At 35.8% G+C, this 14,041-nt stretch carries 18 protein-coding genes; 7 read left to right on the top strand and 11 right to left on the bottom strand.

Annotated features, from left to right (window positions below; translation table 11 throughout):
* Nucleotides 1-12 precede the first annotated feature (12 nt).
* From MHI22_RS15880 to MHI22_RS15870, 3 genes are read right to left on the bottom strand one after another with little or no spacing between them, the layout of a single operon-like run.
* Entirely contained in the window at nucleotides 13-1,359 is a 1,347-nt protein-coding gene (locus MHI22_RS15880; RefSeq protein WP_036127149.1) for a GntP family permease, read from the bottom strand.
* Between the two features lie 15 nt (nucleotides 1,360-1,374).
* Nucleotides 1,375-2,916, bottom strand: coding sequence for a gluconokinase (gene gntK / locus MHI22_RS15875; protein WP_330493798.1), 1,542 nt, complete (start codon nucleotides 2,914-2,916; stop codon nucleotides 1,375-1,377).
* A complete protein-coding gene (locus MHI22_RS15870; RefSeq protein ID WP_036127145.1) occupies nucleotides 2,909-3,640 on the bottom strand; it encodes a GntR family transcriptional regulator in 732 nt (243 codons plus the stop codon). Before MHI22_RS15870 ends, gntK begins: the two co-directional genes overlap by 8 nt.
* A gap of 239 nt (nucleotides 3,641-3,879) precedes the next feature.
* On the opposite strand from MHI22_RS15870, the gene MHI22_RS15865 reads away from it, so the two are divergent.
* Nucleotides 3,880-4,092, top strand: a complete 213-nt coding sequence (locus tag MHI22_RS15865) for a hypothetical protein (protein WP_058844097.1) — start codon at nucleotides 3,880-3,882, stop codon at nucleotides 4,090-4,092.
* 181 nt (nucleotides 4,093-4,273) lie between these two features.
* Nucleotides 4,274-4,549, top strand: coding sequence for a hypothetical protein (locus MHI22_RS15860; RefSeq protein ID WP_036127166.1), 276 nt, complete (start codon nucleotides 4,274-4,276; stop codon nucleotides 4,547-4,549).
* Between the two features lie 66 nt (nucleotides 4,550-4,615).
* Here the strand turns inward: MHI22_RS15860 and MHI22_RS15855 are convergent, their stop codons facing one another.
* Nucleotides 4,616-5,107 (bottom strand): hypothetical protein, encoded by a 492-nt coding sequence (locus MHI22_RS15855; RefSeq protein ID WP_036127141.1) that lies wholly within the window; start codon nucleotides 5,105-5,107, stop codon nucleotides 4,616-4,618.
* 124 nt (nucleotides 5,108-5,231) lie between these two features.
* Between MHI22_RS15855 and MHI22_RS15850 the strand changes: the two genes are divergently transcribed.
* The 5 genes from MHI22_RS15850 (at nucleotide 5,232) to MHI22_RS15830 (ending at nucleotide 9,535) form a co-directional block, all read left to right on the top strand.
* A complete protein-coding gene (locus MHI22_RS15850; protein ID WP_036127165.1) occupies nucleotides 5,232-5,414 on the top strand; it encodes a hypothetical protein in 183 nt (60 codons plus the stop codon).
* Between the two features lie 535 nt (nucleotides 5,415-5,949).
* Nucleotides 5,950-6,144 (top strand): hypothetical protein, encoded by a 195-nt coding sequence (locus MHI22_RS15845; RefSeq protein ID WP_340812374.1) that lies wholly within the window; start codon nucleotides 5,950-5,952, stop codon nucleotides 6,142-6,144.
* A complete protein-coding gene (locus MHI22_RS15840; RefSeq protein ID WP_257982922.1) occupies nucleotides 6,131-6,349 on the top strand; it encodes a hypothetical protein in 219 nt (72 codons plus the stop codon). The genes MHI22_RS15845 and MHI22_RS15840 overlap by 14 nt, the downstream gene beginning before the upstream one ends.
* Nucleotides 6,350-6,732: 383 nt before the next feature.
* Entirely contained in the window at nucleotides 6,733-8,214 is a 1,482-nt protein-coding gene (locus MHI22_RS15835; protein ID WP_036127138.1) for a malate:quinone oxidoreductase, read from the top strand.
* Between the two features lie 241 nt (nucleotides 8,215-8,455).
* Nucleotides 8,456-9,535, top strand: coding sequence for an ankyrin repeat domain-containing protein (locus MHI22_RS15830; protein WP_101966862.1), 1,080 nt, complete (start codon nucleotides 8,456-8,458; stop codon nucleotides 9,533-9,535).
* Between the two features lie 485 nt (nucleotides 9,536-10,020).
* Here MHI22_RS15830 and MHI22_RS15825 read toward each other — a convergent pair whose 3' ends face one another.
* The 7 genes from MHI22_RS15825 to MHI22_RS15795 all read right to left on the bottom strand — a co-directional run bounded on the left by MHI22_RS15825 (nucleotide 10,021) and on the right by MHI22_RS15795 (nucleotide 14,037).
* Nucleotides 10,021-10,302 (bottom strand): hypothetical protein, encoded by a 282-nt coding sequence (locus MHI22_RS15825; protein ID WP_036127135.1) that lies wholly within the window; start codon nucleotides 10,300-10,302, stop codon nucleotides 10,021-10,023.
* A complete protein-coding gene (locus MHI22_RS15820) occupies nucleotides 10,299-10,958 on the bottom strand; it encodes a hypothetical protein (RefSeq protein WP_271911929.1) in 660 nt (219 codons plus the stop codon). The genes MHI22_RS15825 and MHI22_RS15820 overlap by 4 nt, the downstream gene beginning before the upstream one ends.
* Before the next feature lie 148 nt (nucleotides 10,959-11,106).
* Nucleotides 11,107-11,514, bottom strand: coding sequence for a MarR family transcriptional regulator (locus MHI22_RS15815; protein ID WP_036119500.1), 408 nt, complete (start codon nucleotides 11,512-11,514; stop codon nucleotides 11,107-11,109).
* Nucleotides 11,515-11,600: 86 nt separating this feature from the next.
* Nucleotides 11,601-12,632, bottom strand: a complete 1,032-nt coding sequence (locus MHI22_RS15810; RefSeq protein WP_036119497.1) for an alpha/beta fold hydrolase — start codon at nucleotides 12,630-12,632, stop codon at nucleotides 11,601-11,603.
* Between the two features lie 12 nt (nucleotides 12,633-12,644).
* Nucleotides 12,645-13,301: a hypothetical protein gene (locus tag MHI22_RS15805; protein WP_036119494.1), complete on the bottom strand. Its 657-nt coding sequence runs from the start codon at nucleotides 13,299-13,301 to the stop codon at nucleotides 12,645-12,647.
* A gap of 2 nt (nucleotides 13,302-13,303) precedes the next feature.
* Complete coding sequence (locus tag MHI22_RS15800; RefSeq protein WP_036119491.1) at nucleotides 13,304-13,711, bottom strand: permease prefix domain 1-containing protein; 408 nt, start codon at nucleotides 13,709-13,711, stop codon at nucleotides 13,304-13,306.
* Nucleotides 13,708-14,037: a PadR family transcriptional regulator gene (locus tag MHI22_RS15795; protein WP_036119488.1), complete on the bottom strand. Its 330-nt coding sequence runs from the start codon at nucleotides 14,035-14,037 to the stop codon at nucleotides 13,708-13,710. Before MHI22_RS15795 ends, MHI22_RS15800 begins: the two co-directional genes overlap by 4 nt.
* Nucleotides 14,038-14,041: the final 4 nt, after the last annotated feature.

Below are 14,041 nucleotides of genomic sequence, written 5' to 3'. Positions count from 1 at the left end.
TTTTTACATTTCTTAAACGAATAAACTAAGTAATAAAATAAATCCTAAACCAGCTACAGATACAATTGTTTCTAGCAACGTCCATGTAGCAAACGTTTCCTTCATGCTTAACCCAAAATATTCTTTAAACATCCAGAAACCAGCATCATTGACATGTGAAGCAATTAAGCTTCCTGCACCCGTTGCCAGCACAACCAAAGCGAGATTCACGTCACTTTGACCTAACATTGGAATGACTAGCCCTGCTGTTGTTAAAGCAGCCACTGTAGCAGACCCCAATGAAATACGTAAAATAGCGGCAATTATCCACGCAAGTAAAATCGGTGATAAGGTAGTTCCATGGAATAGCTCGGCAACGTAATCCCCAACACCCCCATCGATTAATACCTGTTTAAAGGCGCCACCGCCCCCAATGATTAAAAGCATCATACCGATATGTGAAATGGCTGTTGTACAGGATTCCATTACCTGCTTAATCGGAATTTTTCTGGCTATTCCCATTGTATAAACAGCTACTAATAAGGAGATTAGCATGGACGTACCAGCTTCACCGATGAAGCGGATACCTGCTAAGAGGCCATTATCTTCAAAGCCCATTGTTTTTTGTAGCAGTGTAATAATAGTGGCAAGGGACATTAAAATCACAGGTAATAGTGCAGTGAAGACACTTATGCCAAAGCTAGGGGTATCCTCTAATTCAAATGTTTTTTGTTCACCTAAAGAAGCAATATTCCCAGTTTTGTTGAATGATTCAGGCACTAATCTTTTCGCCAACTTTGTAAATAATGGCCCTGCTAAAATAACGGTTGGAATGGCGATGATAAAGCCATAAAGCAAGACCTCACCAATATTTGCCCCGAATTCACCAGCGATGACGGTTGGTCCTGGATGTGGTGGCAAAAATCCATGTGTGACGGATAAGGCTGCTGTCATAGGAATTCCTAAATATAAAATAGAAACTTTTAATTGTCTTGAAATGGCGAAGACAATAGGGATTAATAGCACAAGCCCTACTTCAAAGAAAAGAGCGATACCGATAATAAAGGATGCGGCTACAACGGCCCATTGGATGTTCTTTTCACCGAATTTGTTTACAAGGGTCATGGCAATGCGCTGGGCACCGCCTGAATCCGCAATTAACTTGCCAAGCATAGCTCCAAGTCCAAATATTAATGCTAAGTGACCTAGCGTACCACCTAATCCTGCTTCAATCGTTTTCACGATGACATCTAAAGGCATGTCGAGAGCCAATGCCACACCAAATGAAACAATGATTAATGAGATAAATGTATTTAATTTAAAGCCCATGATTAAAATTAATAGCGCAATAATACCAATACCTACAATAACTAATGGCATGTATTCTCCTCCTCTTTAGTCGGGCTTAATTAAGCTCCTTTGATAATGAGCAATTGACGCATAATCATCTGCTAACACTCTAGATAAACGAATGAAAATGGGGAGCAATTGTCTATATTCTTTGGCCGCCTCTTCGATTGGGGTATGTTTATAAGTGTCACCAACCATATCAGCGACAACATCAAAGGAATCAATTTTTCCAATCGCATATAAACCTAAAATACAAGCACCGAGACAGGAACTTTCATAGCTTTCAGGTACTACTACTTCCGATTCAAAAATATCAGCCATCATTTGTCTCCAAATCTCAGAGCGTGAAAAACCACCTGTTGCTTGGATACGTGTGACAGGGCTTTCCATACACTCGAGTAATGCTAAATAGACCGTATATAAATTGTAGATAACCCCTTCGAGAGCGGCTCGTATCATATGTTCTTTTTTATGTGACATTGTTAAACCGAAAAATGAACCACGTACATCTGGATTCCATAAAGGTGCACGTTCACCTGATAAATAAGGATGGAATAGCAGTCCATCAGCACCAGGTCTTACACGTTCTGCAATTTTTGTTAACACTTCATATGGATCAATACCTAGTCTTTTGGCTGTTTCGATCTCAGAAGAAGCAAACTCATCACGAATCCAGCGTAATACCATACCACCATTGTTTACGGGTCCGCCGATAACCCAATGATTTTCTGTTAAGACATAACAGAAAATTCTACCTTTCACATCTGTTTTGGGCTTATCGATAATAGTACGGATAGCACCACTTGTCCCAATTGTGACAGCAATTTCACCTTCTCTAATTGCGTTAACACCTAAATTGGACAGTACGCCATCACTTGCACCAATGATAAACGGTGTTTGAGGATCAATACCAATTTGTTTAGCTAAACGGACATTACAGTTAGAAAACGATTGCGTTGTAGGTACAAGAGTCGATAATTGTGCTTTCGTAATACCTGCAATGGCTAAAGCTTCTTCGTCCCAATCTAATGTATGGAGATTCATCATACCCATACATGAAGCTAAAGAATAATCCACAACGTATTGATCGAAAAACTTCTTAAAAATATATTCTTTAATGCCAATGTATTTCTTTGTTTTTTGAGCGATTTCAGGATGCTCGTTTACAAGCCAAGTAATTTTGCTTAATGGAGACATTGGATGAATAGGTGTACCAGTTCTTTTATAAACCTCATGTCCATTCCATTCATCTTTAATTTTATGTGCCCATGCCTCACTACGATTATCCGCCCAAGTGATAACAGGTGTTAAGGGTTGATCATCCTTGTCTACAGCAATAACACTATGCATAGCACTACTAAAGGAAACAAATAATAATGATTTGTCAGAATGGACTTTCATAATGTGGGTAATGGCTTGCAGCACAGCTTGAAAAATCTCTTCTGGATTTTGCTCAGCTGTTGAAATATCAGGTGTATATAATGGATACCCAATATTCTCTTGTTGAATAACCTTGCCTTGTTCACTAAATAATACGGCTTTGGTGCTAGTAGTCCCTATATCAACACCTAACATATAGTTAGTCATTTTGTGGCTCAACCCCTTTAGATAGCATTTGCTGTGACCGCCATAGATCTTCTACCTTGCCTTGAACATCATCAAAATTTTCATGTAAGGATTTAATCATGAGCTCTCGATCTTTTGCTCTGATCGCATCAATATACAGCTCATGGTTTTTCACAATACGAGTGAAATCCTCATATTTTTCTTGGAAGCGCATGCGCATAGATAACAAAATAAGGCCTTCCATTACTGGCTTTAAATTATTCCAAATCATCGTCATATAAGAATGATCGATGGAACGAATAATTGCCTCGTGGAACATAACATCCTGATAAGAAAATTCGTCGGCATCGTTATATTTAATGGCAACCTTCATCATTTCTAATGTTTTGCTCAGCTCTATTGCTAAGCTAGTTGTATCCATTTTTATGAGACGTTCAAACACGAATGTTTCAATCAACAGACGAACATCATAAATTTCTTCAATTTCTTTTTCTGATAAACCAATGACAACAGCGCCCATTTTCTCTAATCGAATGATATTTTCAGACGCTAGTATTCTTAAGGCTTCACGAATAGGTGAACGACTTACTTCAAAATCAGCTGCTAGTTTGTTTTCAGAAAGAATGGTACCGCTTTCAATTAAGCCTGAAATAATGCGCATTCTAAGTTCATAGGCTACACGATCGCCTGTTGAAGCTTTAGAAAGCCATTTTTGTGGGTATAAATAGTCCTTAGATTGGCTCATAAAATCACCCTTTTTGATTTTGAGTATACTTGTATACAAGTATTATAGTCAGAAAGAAAATAAGATTGCAAGCGACTTACTAACAATTAGAAATGGAAAAAAGCCTCAACACTATACTTAGCTAAATAAAAAATTTAATGCACATTGTTTTCTTGCTCTATGGACAAACTTGAGAATGAAAAGTTCATAAAACATTTAGTCGATGTTAGAGCTTTTCAAATACTCGATGGAGGATGGTTATGTCAAATATGAAAACAAATCGTAACAATGCAAAAGCAACTGGAACGAGTAGTGCAAACAAATCAAATAAACAGCGTCAAAAACTCCATCAGGAAGAGTTTGGAGCTGAATTTGAGCTTGATGCGTCTTCAGCACAGGTCAATAATTTTGCTGAAACACAAGGGAAAACAGGCATCAAGCAACCTGTCAGTGAACGGACTGCATGGCACTAATTGATATTTGACAACTATTCATGACATTGGGAAAAGAACTAAGGCAGCGGATGCCTTAGTTCTTTAAATATCGCCTGGGAAATATTGTGTTGGGAGGATTATTTACCATACATATTTTCGAATCAATTCATAATACTACATCTAGAACAATGAAATTTTTTAAGAAGGGAAGATGTATACATTGGCTAAACATTCCGATACAAGTTGGAAGCAAGATCATCCTAGTACATTGTTTAGTAACTCAGTGCTAAAGGCAGATCGTTTGTTGAAGCATGCTAAATTACATCCAGAGGAAATAGCGTTAGAGCATGCTTTCAATCAAATAAAGCATGCCGAAAATGCACGTTTCAATGCAGAGCAATATGGTGAACATTTAGATATTGTGCAGCAAAATAAAGAAAGCCTAGAGCAGATTAAACAGCAATTACATGAAATGAAAGATGATATGAATAGGTAATCACAGAGGAAAGCGGCTTAAATTCTCGTAATGAGGTTTAAGCCGTTGCTTATTTCAATGATGAGGTTAACACCAAACAATGATTTCGTATGGTGTGGTTTGGGCAGGAATGCTCCGAGTGGTAGGTCCATAAAAGACAATGAGGTTTCGATTGGCAGGGCTTTTAGAAAAGGGCTGCCCATTTTTAAGCGAGATAACAGTAGTAGGAGAAAGGTTTAATTGCAATAGGCCATCACTACTTAGCAATTGATGATTAAAAAAATCTACCTTTACATTTTGATAGTTGCTATCTTTAACAATAATTAAAGCACGATATTGGGGTGGATAAATCATTGGTACAGGTGCATCCCCATCATAATAGCCTGTGACCCATTCCCCTGTCGTAACGATTTCATGATGAACAAAATAAGTAGAAGGAGAAATAACAAAGTTGACGACCCCGCCAGCTCCATCTTCTAAGGTCATCATTTTATAACAACCTTCCTTATCCCCGTTTTGCCCTACTGGAAAATCACTGATTTGTGTGACGACACCACGAAAAGATTTAAAATTGACCATAGTCATTCCCTTCTTACATAATTCTAAATTGTACCGTATCATTTTAATGTATGTAGTATAGGAAATTTAGGTGACAGGCAGTAACTAGGGATTACTATTTTTTATGAACCCATCTATACTGAAAATGTTTACTATAAAGCTAGAGGAGTGGAATCTATTGAAGTGGATTTCTAAAAATAAGAAAATCTTTCTGTTTTTAATTTTTGCTGTCATTGTTATTGCTGGTGTACTCGATATTAAATATGAGGGATTATTCTTTCAGCTATTACCTACATCAATACAAACATTTTTAGCTGATTTATTTTAGCATGTTGAGAACCGTACCTAAAAGAGTGCGGTTTTTTCATTAGGATGATCTTTATCCTACATGTAACCAATTAAATTAAAACAGAAAACATCATAATGGATTTTCTGTTGTTTGAATAGTGTAGAATAAAAAATGACATAGTAAAAAGGAAGTCCATGATCAATGGACAAATGGACATTAGCACTTGAAACATTCTTGAAAGATTGGAAAGATCGAGGGGATGTCGTAGGAGCACTAGTTTGTGGGAGTTATGTTACAGGGTAACCCTCAAAACGCTCTGATATCGATATACATATTATTTTGGCAGATCATGTGGAGTGAAAAGAAAGAAGCAATCGAGTAGTGAATGGCTTTTTAATTGAATACTTTGCGAATCCACCAGCTCAAATTCGAAAGTATTACCAAGAGATTTTAATAGACGGAGAACCATGTCGATGTTGCAATTTAAAACAAGTAGAATAGTATTTAATTATACTAGAATAATAAAAAAACTAAAAATTTGAAGCAGAAGAGTGGCTCAAAAAAATATAAAGTAATGAATAAAACAGTAATAGAAATAAAAAAATATGGAGTATGGAATGCACTGGATAATTTAAAGGACTGTTATGAGCAAGAGAGAAAAGACTTTAACTTTACCTATCATAACGAATTAGCAAATTTGTTTATGGAGTACTGTCAGTTTTTGAATGTAAAAATAGTTCCTTCTTGTCAAATCTATGCCCTATCTTGAAGATCCAATCTATTTTCAAAAATATAGTAAGCTAGCATTTCTAGATGTGGCTTTTAAAAACATGTTTGTCCATGCAATGCAGGAGGACAATGCACAACAGATGATGACATTATATGAAGCATTAGTCGATTATGTGTTACTGCAAATGAGTGGTTTTCATAGTGATGGTTGGCATATTGAAAGCCCAATCGACAGTGTATCTTGAAGAATAGGGAGCTAGTTCAAAAACAAGACGGGCTGCCTATCGCTATGTTATTATAGAGATATAATAATAAAAAGAATCTATTTTTTATGAAAATGTCAATCATTTTTAGGGCGATTATTCCATAAAGCTTAAAAAAACCAAGTTTTAACTAGAATAAAAAGTGGTTTTTTTGCTTGAGTTATGAATGGAAAGGCTCGAAAAAAGCTGATAACTCTCATATAAATAGTTGATATTTTATTCTTGAACTAATTGTGATAAACTGCAATAAGGTAATAATTGATACAGAAATGGTGTGCTCCAAGGTTGCTCCATGGCTTACAGTACTTCTAAAGCGGGAGTGCTAACATCCTTTCTGCAAATCTTAACATATAAGGAAGGTAAAAATGAGTAACAGACAAATTAAATCAGATGTTATCTTAATTGGTGCCGGAATCATGAGTGCAACTTTGGGAACATTGCTCAAAGAATTAGCACCAGATTGGAAAATTACAGTGTTTGAAAAGCTTGAGAAAGCAGGCGAAGAAAGTTCTCACGAATTGAACAATGCGGGAACTGGACATGCTGCATTATGTGAGCTGAACTACACTTCAGAGAAAAAAGACGGATCAATCGATATCAAAAAAGCGATTAATGTTAATGAACAGTTCCAAGTTTCAAGACAATTTTGGTCGTATCTTGTAAACAATAAGCTGATCAATAATCCACAAGACTTCATTATGCCTTTACCACATATGAGTTTAGTACAAGGGAAAGAAAATGTTGAGTTTCTAAAGAAACGTCATGAAACGATGATAAAAAATCCTTTATTTGAAGGAATGGAATTTTCTAATGACCCTGAAACACTAAAAAAATGGATTCCACTTATTATGGAGAATCGTCCAGCGGGTGAAGACATTGCTGCAACAAAAATTGACACGGGTACGGATGTTAACTTTGGTGCTTTAACACGTATGTTAATTGACCACTTAAAATCCAAAGATGTGGATGTTAACTACAACCATAGTGTTGAAAGTTTAAAACAAGCTAGTGATGGTTCATGGGAAGTACGTGTGCATGATTTAGACGGCTGTAAAATGGAATATCATTCAGCAAAATTTGTCTTCCTTGGAGCTGGTGGAGGAAGCCTAGAATTATTACAAAAATCAGGTATTCCTGAAGGGAAACATATTGGTGGGTTCCCAATTAGCGGTCTATTCTTAGCATGTAATAATCCAGAAGTGGCTGAACAACATCATGCAAAAGTTTACGGAAAAGCAAAAGTTGGTGCTCCACCAATGTCAGTTCCGCATCTTGATACACGTTATATTGATAATAAGAAATCATTACTATTTGGACCATTCGCAGGTTTCTCACCTAAGTTTTTAAAAACGGGTTCCAATATGGATTTATTTGCTTCTGTAAAACCGCATAATATTACAACATTATTAGCGGCAGGCGTGAAAGAGATGGGATTAACAAAATATTTAATCCAACAGCTTATGCTTTCAAAAGAACAACGTATGGAAGAGTTACGTGATTTCATTCCAAATGCGAAGAGCGATGACTGGGATATTATCGTAGCTGGTCAACGTGTACAAGTTATTAAAGATACAGAAGCTGGCGGCAAAGGAACACTCCAATTTGGTACAGAAGTTGTAAGTGCTGCTGATGGATCGATTGCAGCTTTACTTGGAGCTTCACCAGGTGCGTCTACGGCTGTGCATGTTATGCTTGAAGTTCTTAATAAATGTTTCCCTCAACATATTAAAGAGTGGGAAACAAAAATTAAAGAAATGATTCCATCTTATGGTTTATCATTAGCAGAAAACCCAGAGCTTCTAAAAGAAATTAATGCAACAACAGATAAAGCTCTTTGTTTAAAATAAAGGCAATTCATATAAGCGTTTAAGACAGGCCCTCAATCTATTCAGGATTGAGGGCTCCTTTTATTTTGCAAATATCTTTTCCTGGGAAATGTCTAACCTAGTTGCTTTTTTAATAAATGAACCTTGAAAATGAATATAAATATCAGTTGTTATTGATTAAACTGTAGTCCTATTTCCTGTTGTTTTGTAAGTAGTTGTTTTCTATACTCTTTATAAATGTATGAAGGAGGCCAATCTAAAGATGATTAAGCTACAAGACATTGGAACATTTAGGGAAATCCCGGAGCTTGCAATGCATATCTATGCTGGAGATTTAACTGCGTTGCAAGAAGCCAAGGATAAAGGCTGGAATATTGAAGAGGAAATCCATTTAAGTAAGCATACATCATTAAGCCCATTGGATTTAGCATTAATTGCACAGCAATTTGATGTAGTAAAACTATTAGTTGCGTATAACGTAAATTTAAATGTTAAAAAGAATCCAGCTTTTTTACGAGCTGTTCGTTATTGTAAGGAGGAAATAGTGCGTTACCTTGTTGAACAAGGCGCAAAACTAGATGGACATAATCAAGTTGGCTCTGGAGCTTATTTACAGGCATACTATGGAAATAAAAGAAATATCCCGCTTATTCATGAACTCGGACTTGATGTGAAAGAGTATGGAGGGGCAGTATTACGACAAGCTGTATCTGATTTTGATAAGAAAACAGTCAATTATTTACTTGAACAAGGAGTAGATATTAATTACCAAAAGCCTGACATGGTCTATCCCTATGGAGCAACACCATTAACAGTTGCAACACGAATGGGCAATATCACTATGGTGAAATATTTAATTGAACGAGGTGCAAGTATCACTTTAACGGAGAAAGATGGGCAACGCCCTTATACTATTGCACTAGGTATGAAAAATAAGGAGCTTGCCAATTATTTAAAAGCACTCGAACCTATAGAGCTTCATTCGATAGAGAATAAAAGGTGTGCGTTACAAAAATATAAATTACCAAAGGAATTGCTTGATTTTCTGACAGGTGATCAATTGCATCTCAAACTTGCACCAAATGATTATGATATTCACTATATCGATTTTTTTAACCTAACGGATACAATTGAGATGAAGTTTGGTCAACAAAAGCTGCTTCTTCTTTCAGCCAATGTCGACAATTATTCTGATTTACAAGTAGTTTGGAACCCGGAAGGTGAGGGACAAGTTGGATGCTATGATGTGGAGCATGAGGAATATGCAGATTTATGCAATTTCACAGAGTTCCTAGCTAAGCCTGAGTTCTATCTTATCCAATTTCTTGAAGGGGAACTTTAGTAATATTGCGTCCATGGTTACTTTCTGAATGGGGATAGGACAGGAAAGATAATTTTCACATGTATTATCATACTGTTCATTATTTATATTTAACAGGTGAGGGCAAAATAAACGATTTTGGAGTATCTCTTTTCATTTTTATAATGAATGTCATATTCCCAATTGTACCTAATCAAGAAAATACGATGTATGGCTTTTATATAGGTTCATCTTGTGGTTGTCAGTATCATATTTGTGATTTTGCCCATTGGTGCTGTTTTCGCTGGATTGCATCTCCTAAGTTACTACTTACAAGTTTTGCTATTTTTCTCTATTTACTATGTCTTCTATTAAAAATGTAAAAAGGCATATTCCATTAAGAATACGCCTTTTTCTAAAACTAGTAACAAATATTAATTCATTACTTTTATTGTCAATCCTCGGAGTTCCAATTGTGCCTGAATACACTAGATTAACGAAAATGGAAGATTGTTTAATCATGTTATCTAAATTCGAAGCTTTGATAAACAAAATACCATAGAGCGTTTGATATAGGTGGCACAAAGGAATAGTAGTACAGCTACTAGCAGTGCTAGGGGGATGCTGAATAGAATTGGGAGGTCTACATCATACCAGATGCTCATTTTAATTTGATCTAGTCCGAATGTTCGTAACATGCCAGCGAGTATAGATAGAACAGCACTTACAAGTAAGCCAATGTAAAGAACGGATAAGACAACTAGGGCTAATGAGCAAAAAAAGGCTTGTAGCATTTTTAGGAATGTCATTCTTTTTCCCTCCGTATAATGTGGTATACCTTTGCGTTTGAAGCAATCGTATAATCATCTGTATAGTAAAGCGTCTCAATTAGACAGTTTTCTCCCACTCTAACTACTTCGCCGTCAACAATGTGTGCATCTGTATACGATAGTTGCAGTTGTTTTCCTTTGATTGTATGGCAACTTAACCTTTTCTTAAATAATGGAAGAAGTGTCACTCGATCTTTTTCTATCACTACACTGTCCGCTAGTAGCTTGCTAATTTCACTTTCCCCCGATAATTTCAACTGAAAATGATTAGCCACTATTTCTTCAGCTTTTACTACACCAATAGCGTCGAACCGTCTGCTCTGTAATTTCTCCTCAATTATGAATTTCCCAGAACTATTGATCTTGTGGACACATCCATTACGTATTTGAATGTTTCCAGCGTTTGTTAGTTCTTCGATCTCACAATAATCCTTTAATGTGCATGAGCCTGAACTGTTAAATACCTGGGCAGTAACAGAGCAATAAAAGGAGCTATGACCATGAGTGGACACCTTTTTTAAGTGTACTTCTTGATGTAAAGCTACAGCTCCTCGAATATTTAATTGCTCATACCCAGTATCCAGATGTTTAATGCGGCCATTCGTTAGTGTTAGTGTACGAAGTTTTTGAAACATAAAAAATCACCTCATTTTAATTTAATTAATATATATTTTAATTATTAAAATATATATTAATTAAATTATATGCATCTCCCTTTTGTCAAGAACAAAAGAATTCCCTAAAATTTGAGCAATAAAAAAAGGATTTCAATTTGTTGAAATCCTAAAAGATATTATTCATTAATTGATTTACTTCACGTAAGATATTAGCCATGTCTGCCAGTTTATCCTGAGAAAACTTTAAGAAAATTTCTTGGACCTTCTGATCACCATTATTGGTTAAAGCCATTTTGACAACACGACGATCATTATTTTCTCTAATTCGTTGAATCAGCTCTAGCTTTTCCAGCTTATCGCACATGGAAGTTACAGCTCCAGGTGTTACACTAAAGAAGTCAGCGATTTCTGTTGCCTTCATTCCATTATTTATTTTTAGTTGCAGAAGTAAAATCAATTGGTTTTGCGACAATGCTTCCCCTTTAGTTAAAAGTTCCACAAACATTTTTGATTTTTGCTGAATGTCCAGCATTTCTTTCATAATGATTTCTACATTGTGTAGATTATCTGCCATATAATCACGTCCATTAAAATATTTAATAATTAAATTATATAGCAATTAAATAAATCTTTCCAAGCATAGAATAGCTCTAAAAAAATTTATTGTTTAAAAGTCACACGCATCCATTCAAAAAATCTATCTTTTTCTTCGAACTGTGGGTAGTGTGCAGAGTTTTCGTATGCTATAAATTCTTTTTTCTCGGCATCTATTTGGTCGAAGTATTTTTTAGCGGTATTCGATGATGTTTGATAGTCGTAGTCACCCATTACAAAATAGAAGGGGAGGTCTAGTCTATTAACTTTAGTAGGTAATGGATGTTGCATGACCTCTTTTAATAATGCTTCTTGAGATAATGATAGGCCTTTGTTGTAGCGGATCATATCCAATAAATTATATTCTGCACTGAATAGCATTCCTAACATATTGCCGTCAGGGTTATCAATGTTTCTTGTGGCTCCTCCATATTTATTTACGTAATGGCGGGGTGTAAATGTCTTACCCTTATTTATGTCTTCCGTTAACCTTTGTAAATATACAACATCTTCTGTGTTCCCTTTGAGTTGAGCCTGTAGGATGGTGTACTGTAAACTATCCATTTCACTTTCAATGGTATTACTCATTTGACCAATACCAATGTAGGCTTCATATTTTTCAGGAGCTTTAGCAGCTGCTTGTGTGGCAATATATGTACCATAGGAATGACCGATTAAGATGATTTTTTCTTTGTCTAGGCGATTAGCTATATAATCAGTCAGTGCTAATAAATCCTCCACAAGCAGGTCAGATGAAAGATTAGAATAGTCCTCGAAAAAATGATAGGATTTCCCGCTAGCCCGTTGATCGTAATGGACCACGGTAAATTCGGTTTCCAACAAATCTTGATATTTTTTGGCATAGGGGATTTCAGAACAGCCAGGTCCACCGTGGACAAAGATGATCACAGGATTATCTTTGTTTTGCCCACGTATCATAATTTCATGGTCACTGTCGTTAATTGCTACCTGCTCTAATGTACTAATGCTATTAGTTCCCTTTATAGATGATGTCCATGTTGGGAATAGAAGTGCTAGTAAAAGTAAGGAGCTCATGATAATGACAAGATATTTGACGAATTTTTTAATAGCTTTCATAGAATCCCTTCTTTACATGCGTTTCGTAAAGGTAGCTTGATACATTTTTCTTTTATACACATAAAAATACATACTTAGCGGCCACCATAGCGTAACAAAAATAGGGTAGATCGCCCATATAACCGTAGGTGAAGAAACGACGTTAACAATAATGAAAAAGATACTAATTAGCAATGAAGCTGTCACGGAGAATGCTACAAACGTTTTCCGTTGAGCATGATATAAAGCTAGAGGCCACCACATAATTAAAAACGCGGGATAAATCGCCCAAGGATATTGAGGAGACAGCATGATATTCAGGAATGCATAATAAATAATTGTGGAAGCACAGCCGATGAGTGCTGTTTTTAAAGTTTTTGCTTTTTCACCTAAGTACATAAGAAGCGGCCACCAGATAATTGGATAAATAGCATAGATAAACCATAAATGATTTGGTGCATATAAATAATTTTCAACGATAAGAAATGCGATAATCATTGCACTACAAACGATAGAGTATTGTTTATACATTTTATTAGACATAAAAAATAGCGTAATTGGCCATAGCAAGAGCAGCAGGCAAGGATATATAAACCACATTGTTTGCGGTGATGTCGTGTAATTGACGATCCCTAAAAAAATCATGGTCATCAGGCTCCCGGCTAAAGAAAAGTTAATAAAGTTCCTCATGTTCATTCACCCCATTTCTTACGTGACCATACAAAGTACATTGATAAAGGCCACCAAAGTATTGCGAAGATTGGATAGATGGCCCAAACTGTATGTGGAGTGTAATAAAGATTAATAAAGATAAAAAATGCAATGATTAAGCCACTCCCCCAGATGGAAAACTCTAAATTTAGTTTTGCCATGTTTTTCTTAGCAGGCTCCTTAACACCCAATTCCTTTTTCAAATCTTCAATATCTCCGAATTCTACAATCGCCTTATTGATGGCATCTTCTTGTTCCTTTCCTTGATCCATCAAGTAAAATACTTTTTCTTCAAGATTTTCAATGATTTCTTGTTTGACCATTTCAGTCTCGTTATTACGAGGAATATCCTTAAAAAGCTCATCAATATGGTTTTTTATTCTTTTCATTCAAAGCCCTCCATAAATAAATCGATTATTTCCTTTACTTCTGACCATTCTTTCACTAACTCATTTAAATAGGCTTTACCTAATGAGGTAATACGGTAATACTTTCTTTTGCCTCCATGTGAAACATCGCCATAATAGGCTTCAATAATTTCCTTTTTCTCGAGACGTTGAAAAACGGCATACAAAGTTGCTTCCTTGATTTGAAATCGATTGTTTGTACGGAGACTTATTTCCTGAGAAATTTCATAGCCATAACGATCTTTTTCTGAAATTAGCCGTAAAATAATCGAATCCAAATGTCCTCGGATAATATCACTGCGAACCATAAGT

The organism is Lysinibacillus sp. FSL L8-0312 (assembly GCF_038003285.1).
Lineage (GTDB): Bacteria > Bacillota > Bacilli > Bacillales_A > Planococcaceae > Lysinibacillus > Lysinibacillus fusiformis_D.
Note: the sequence above shows the minus strand (reverse complement) of the source record. Positions and strands in the feature narration are given on the sequence as shown.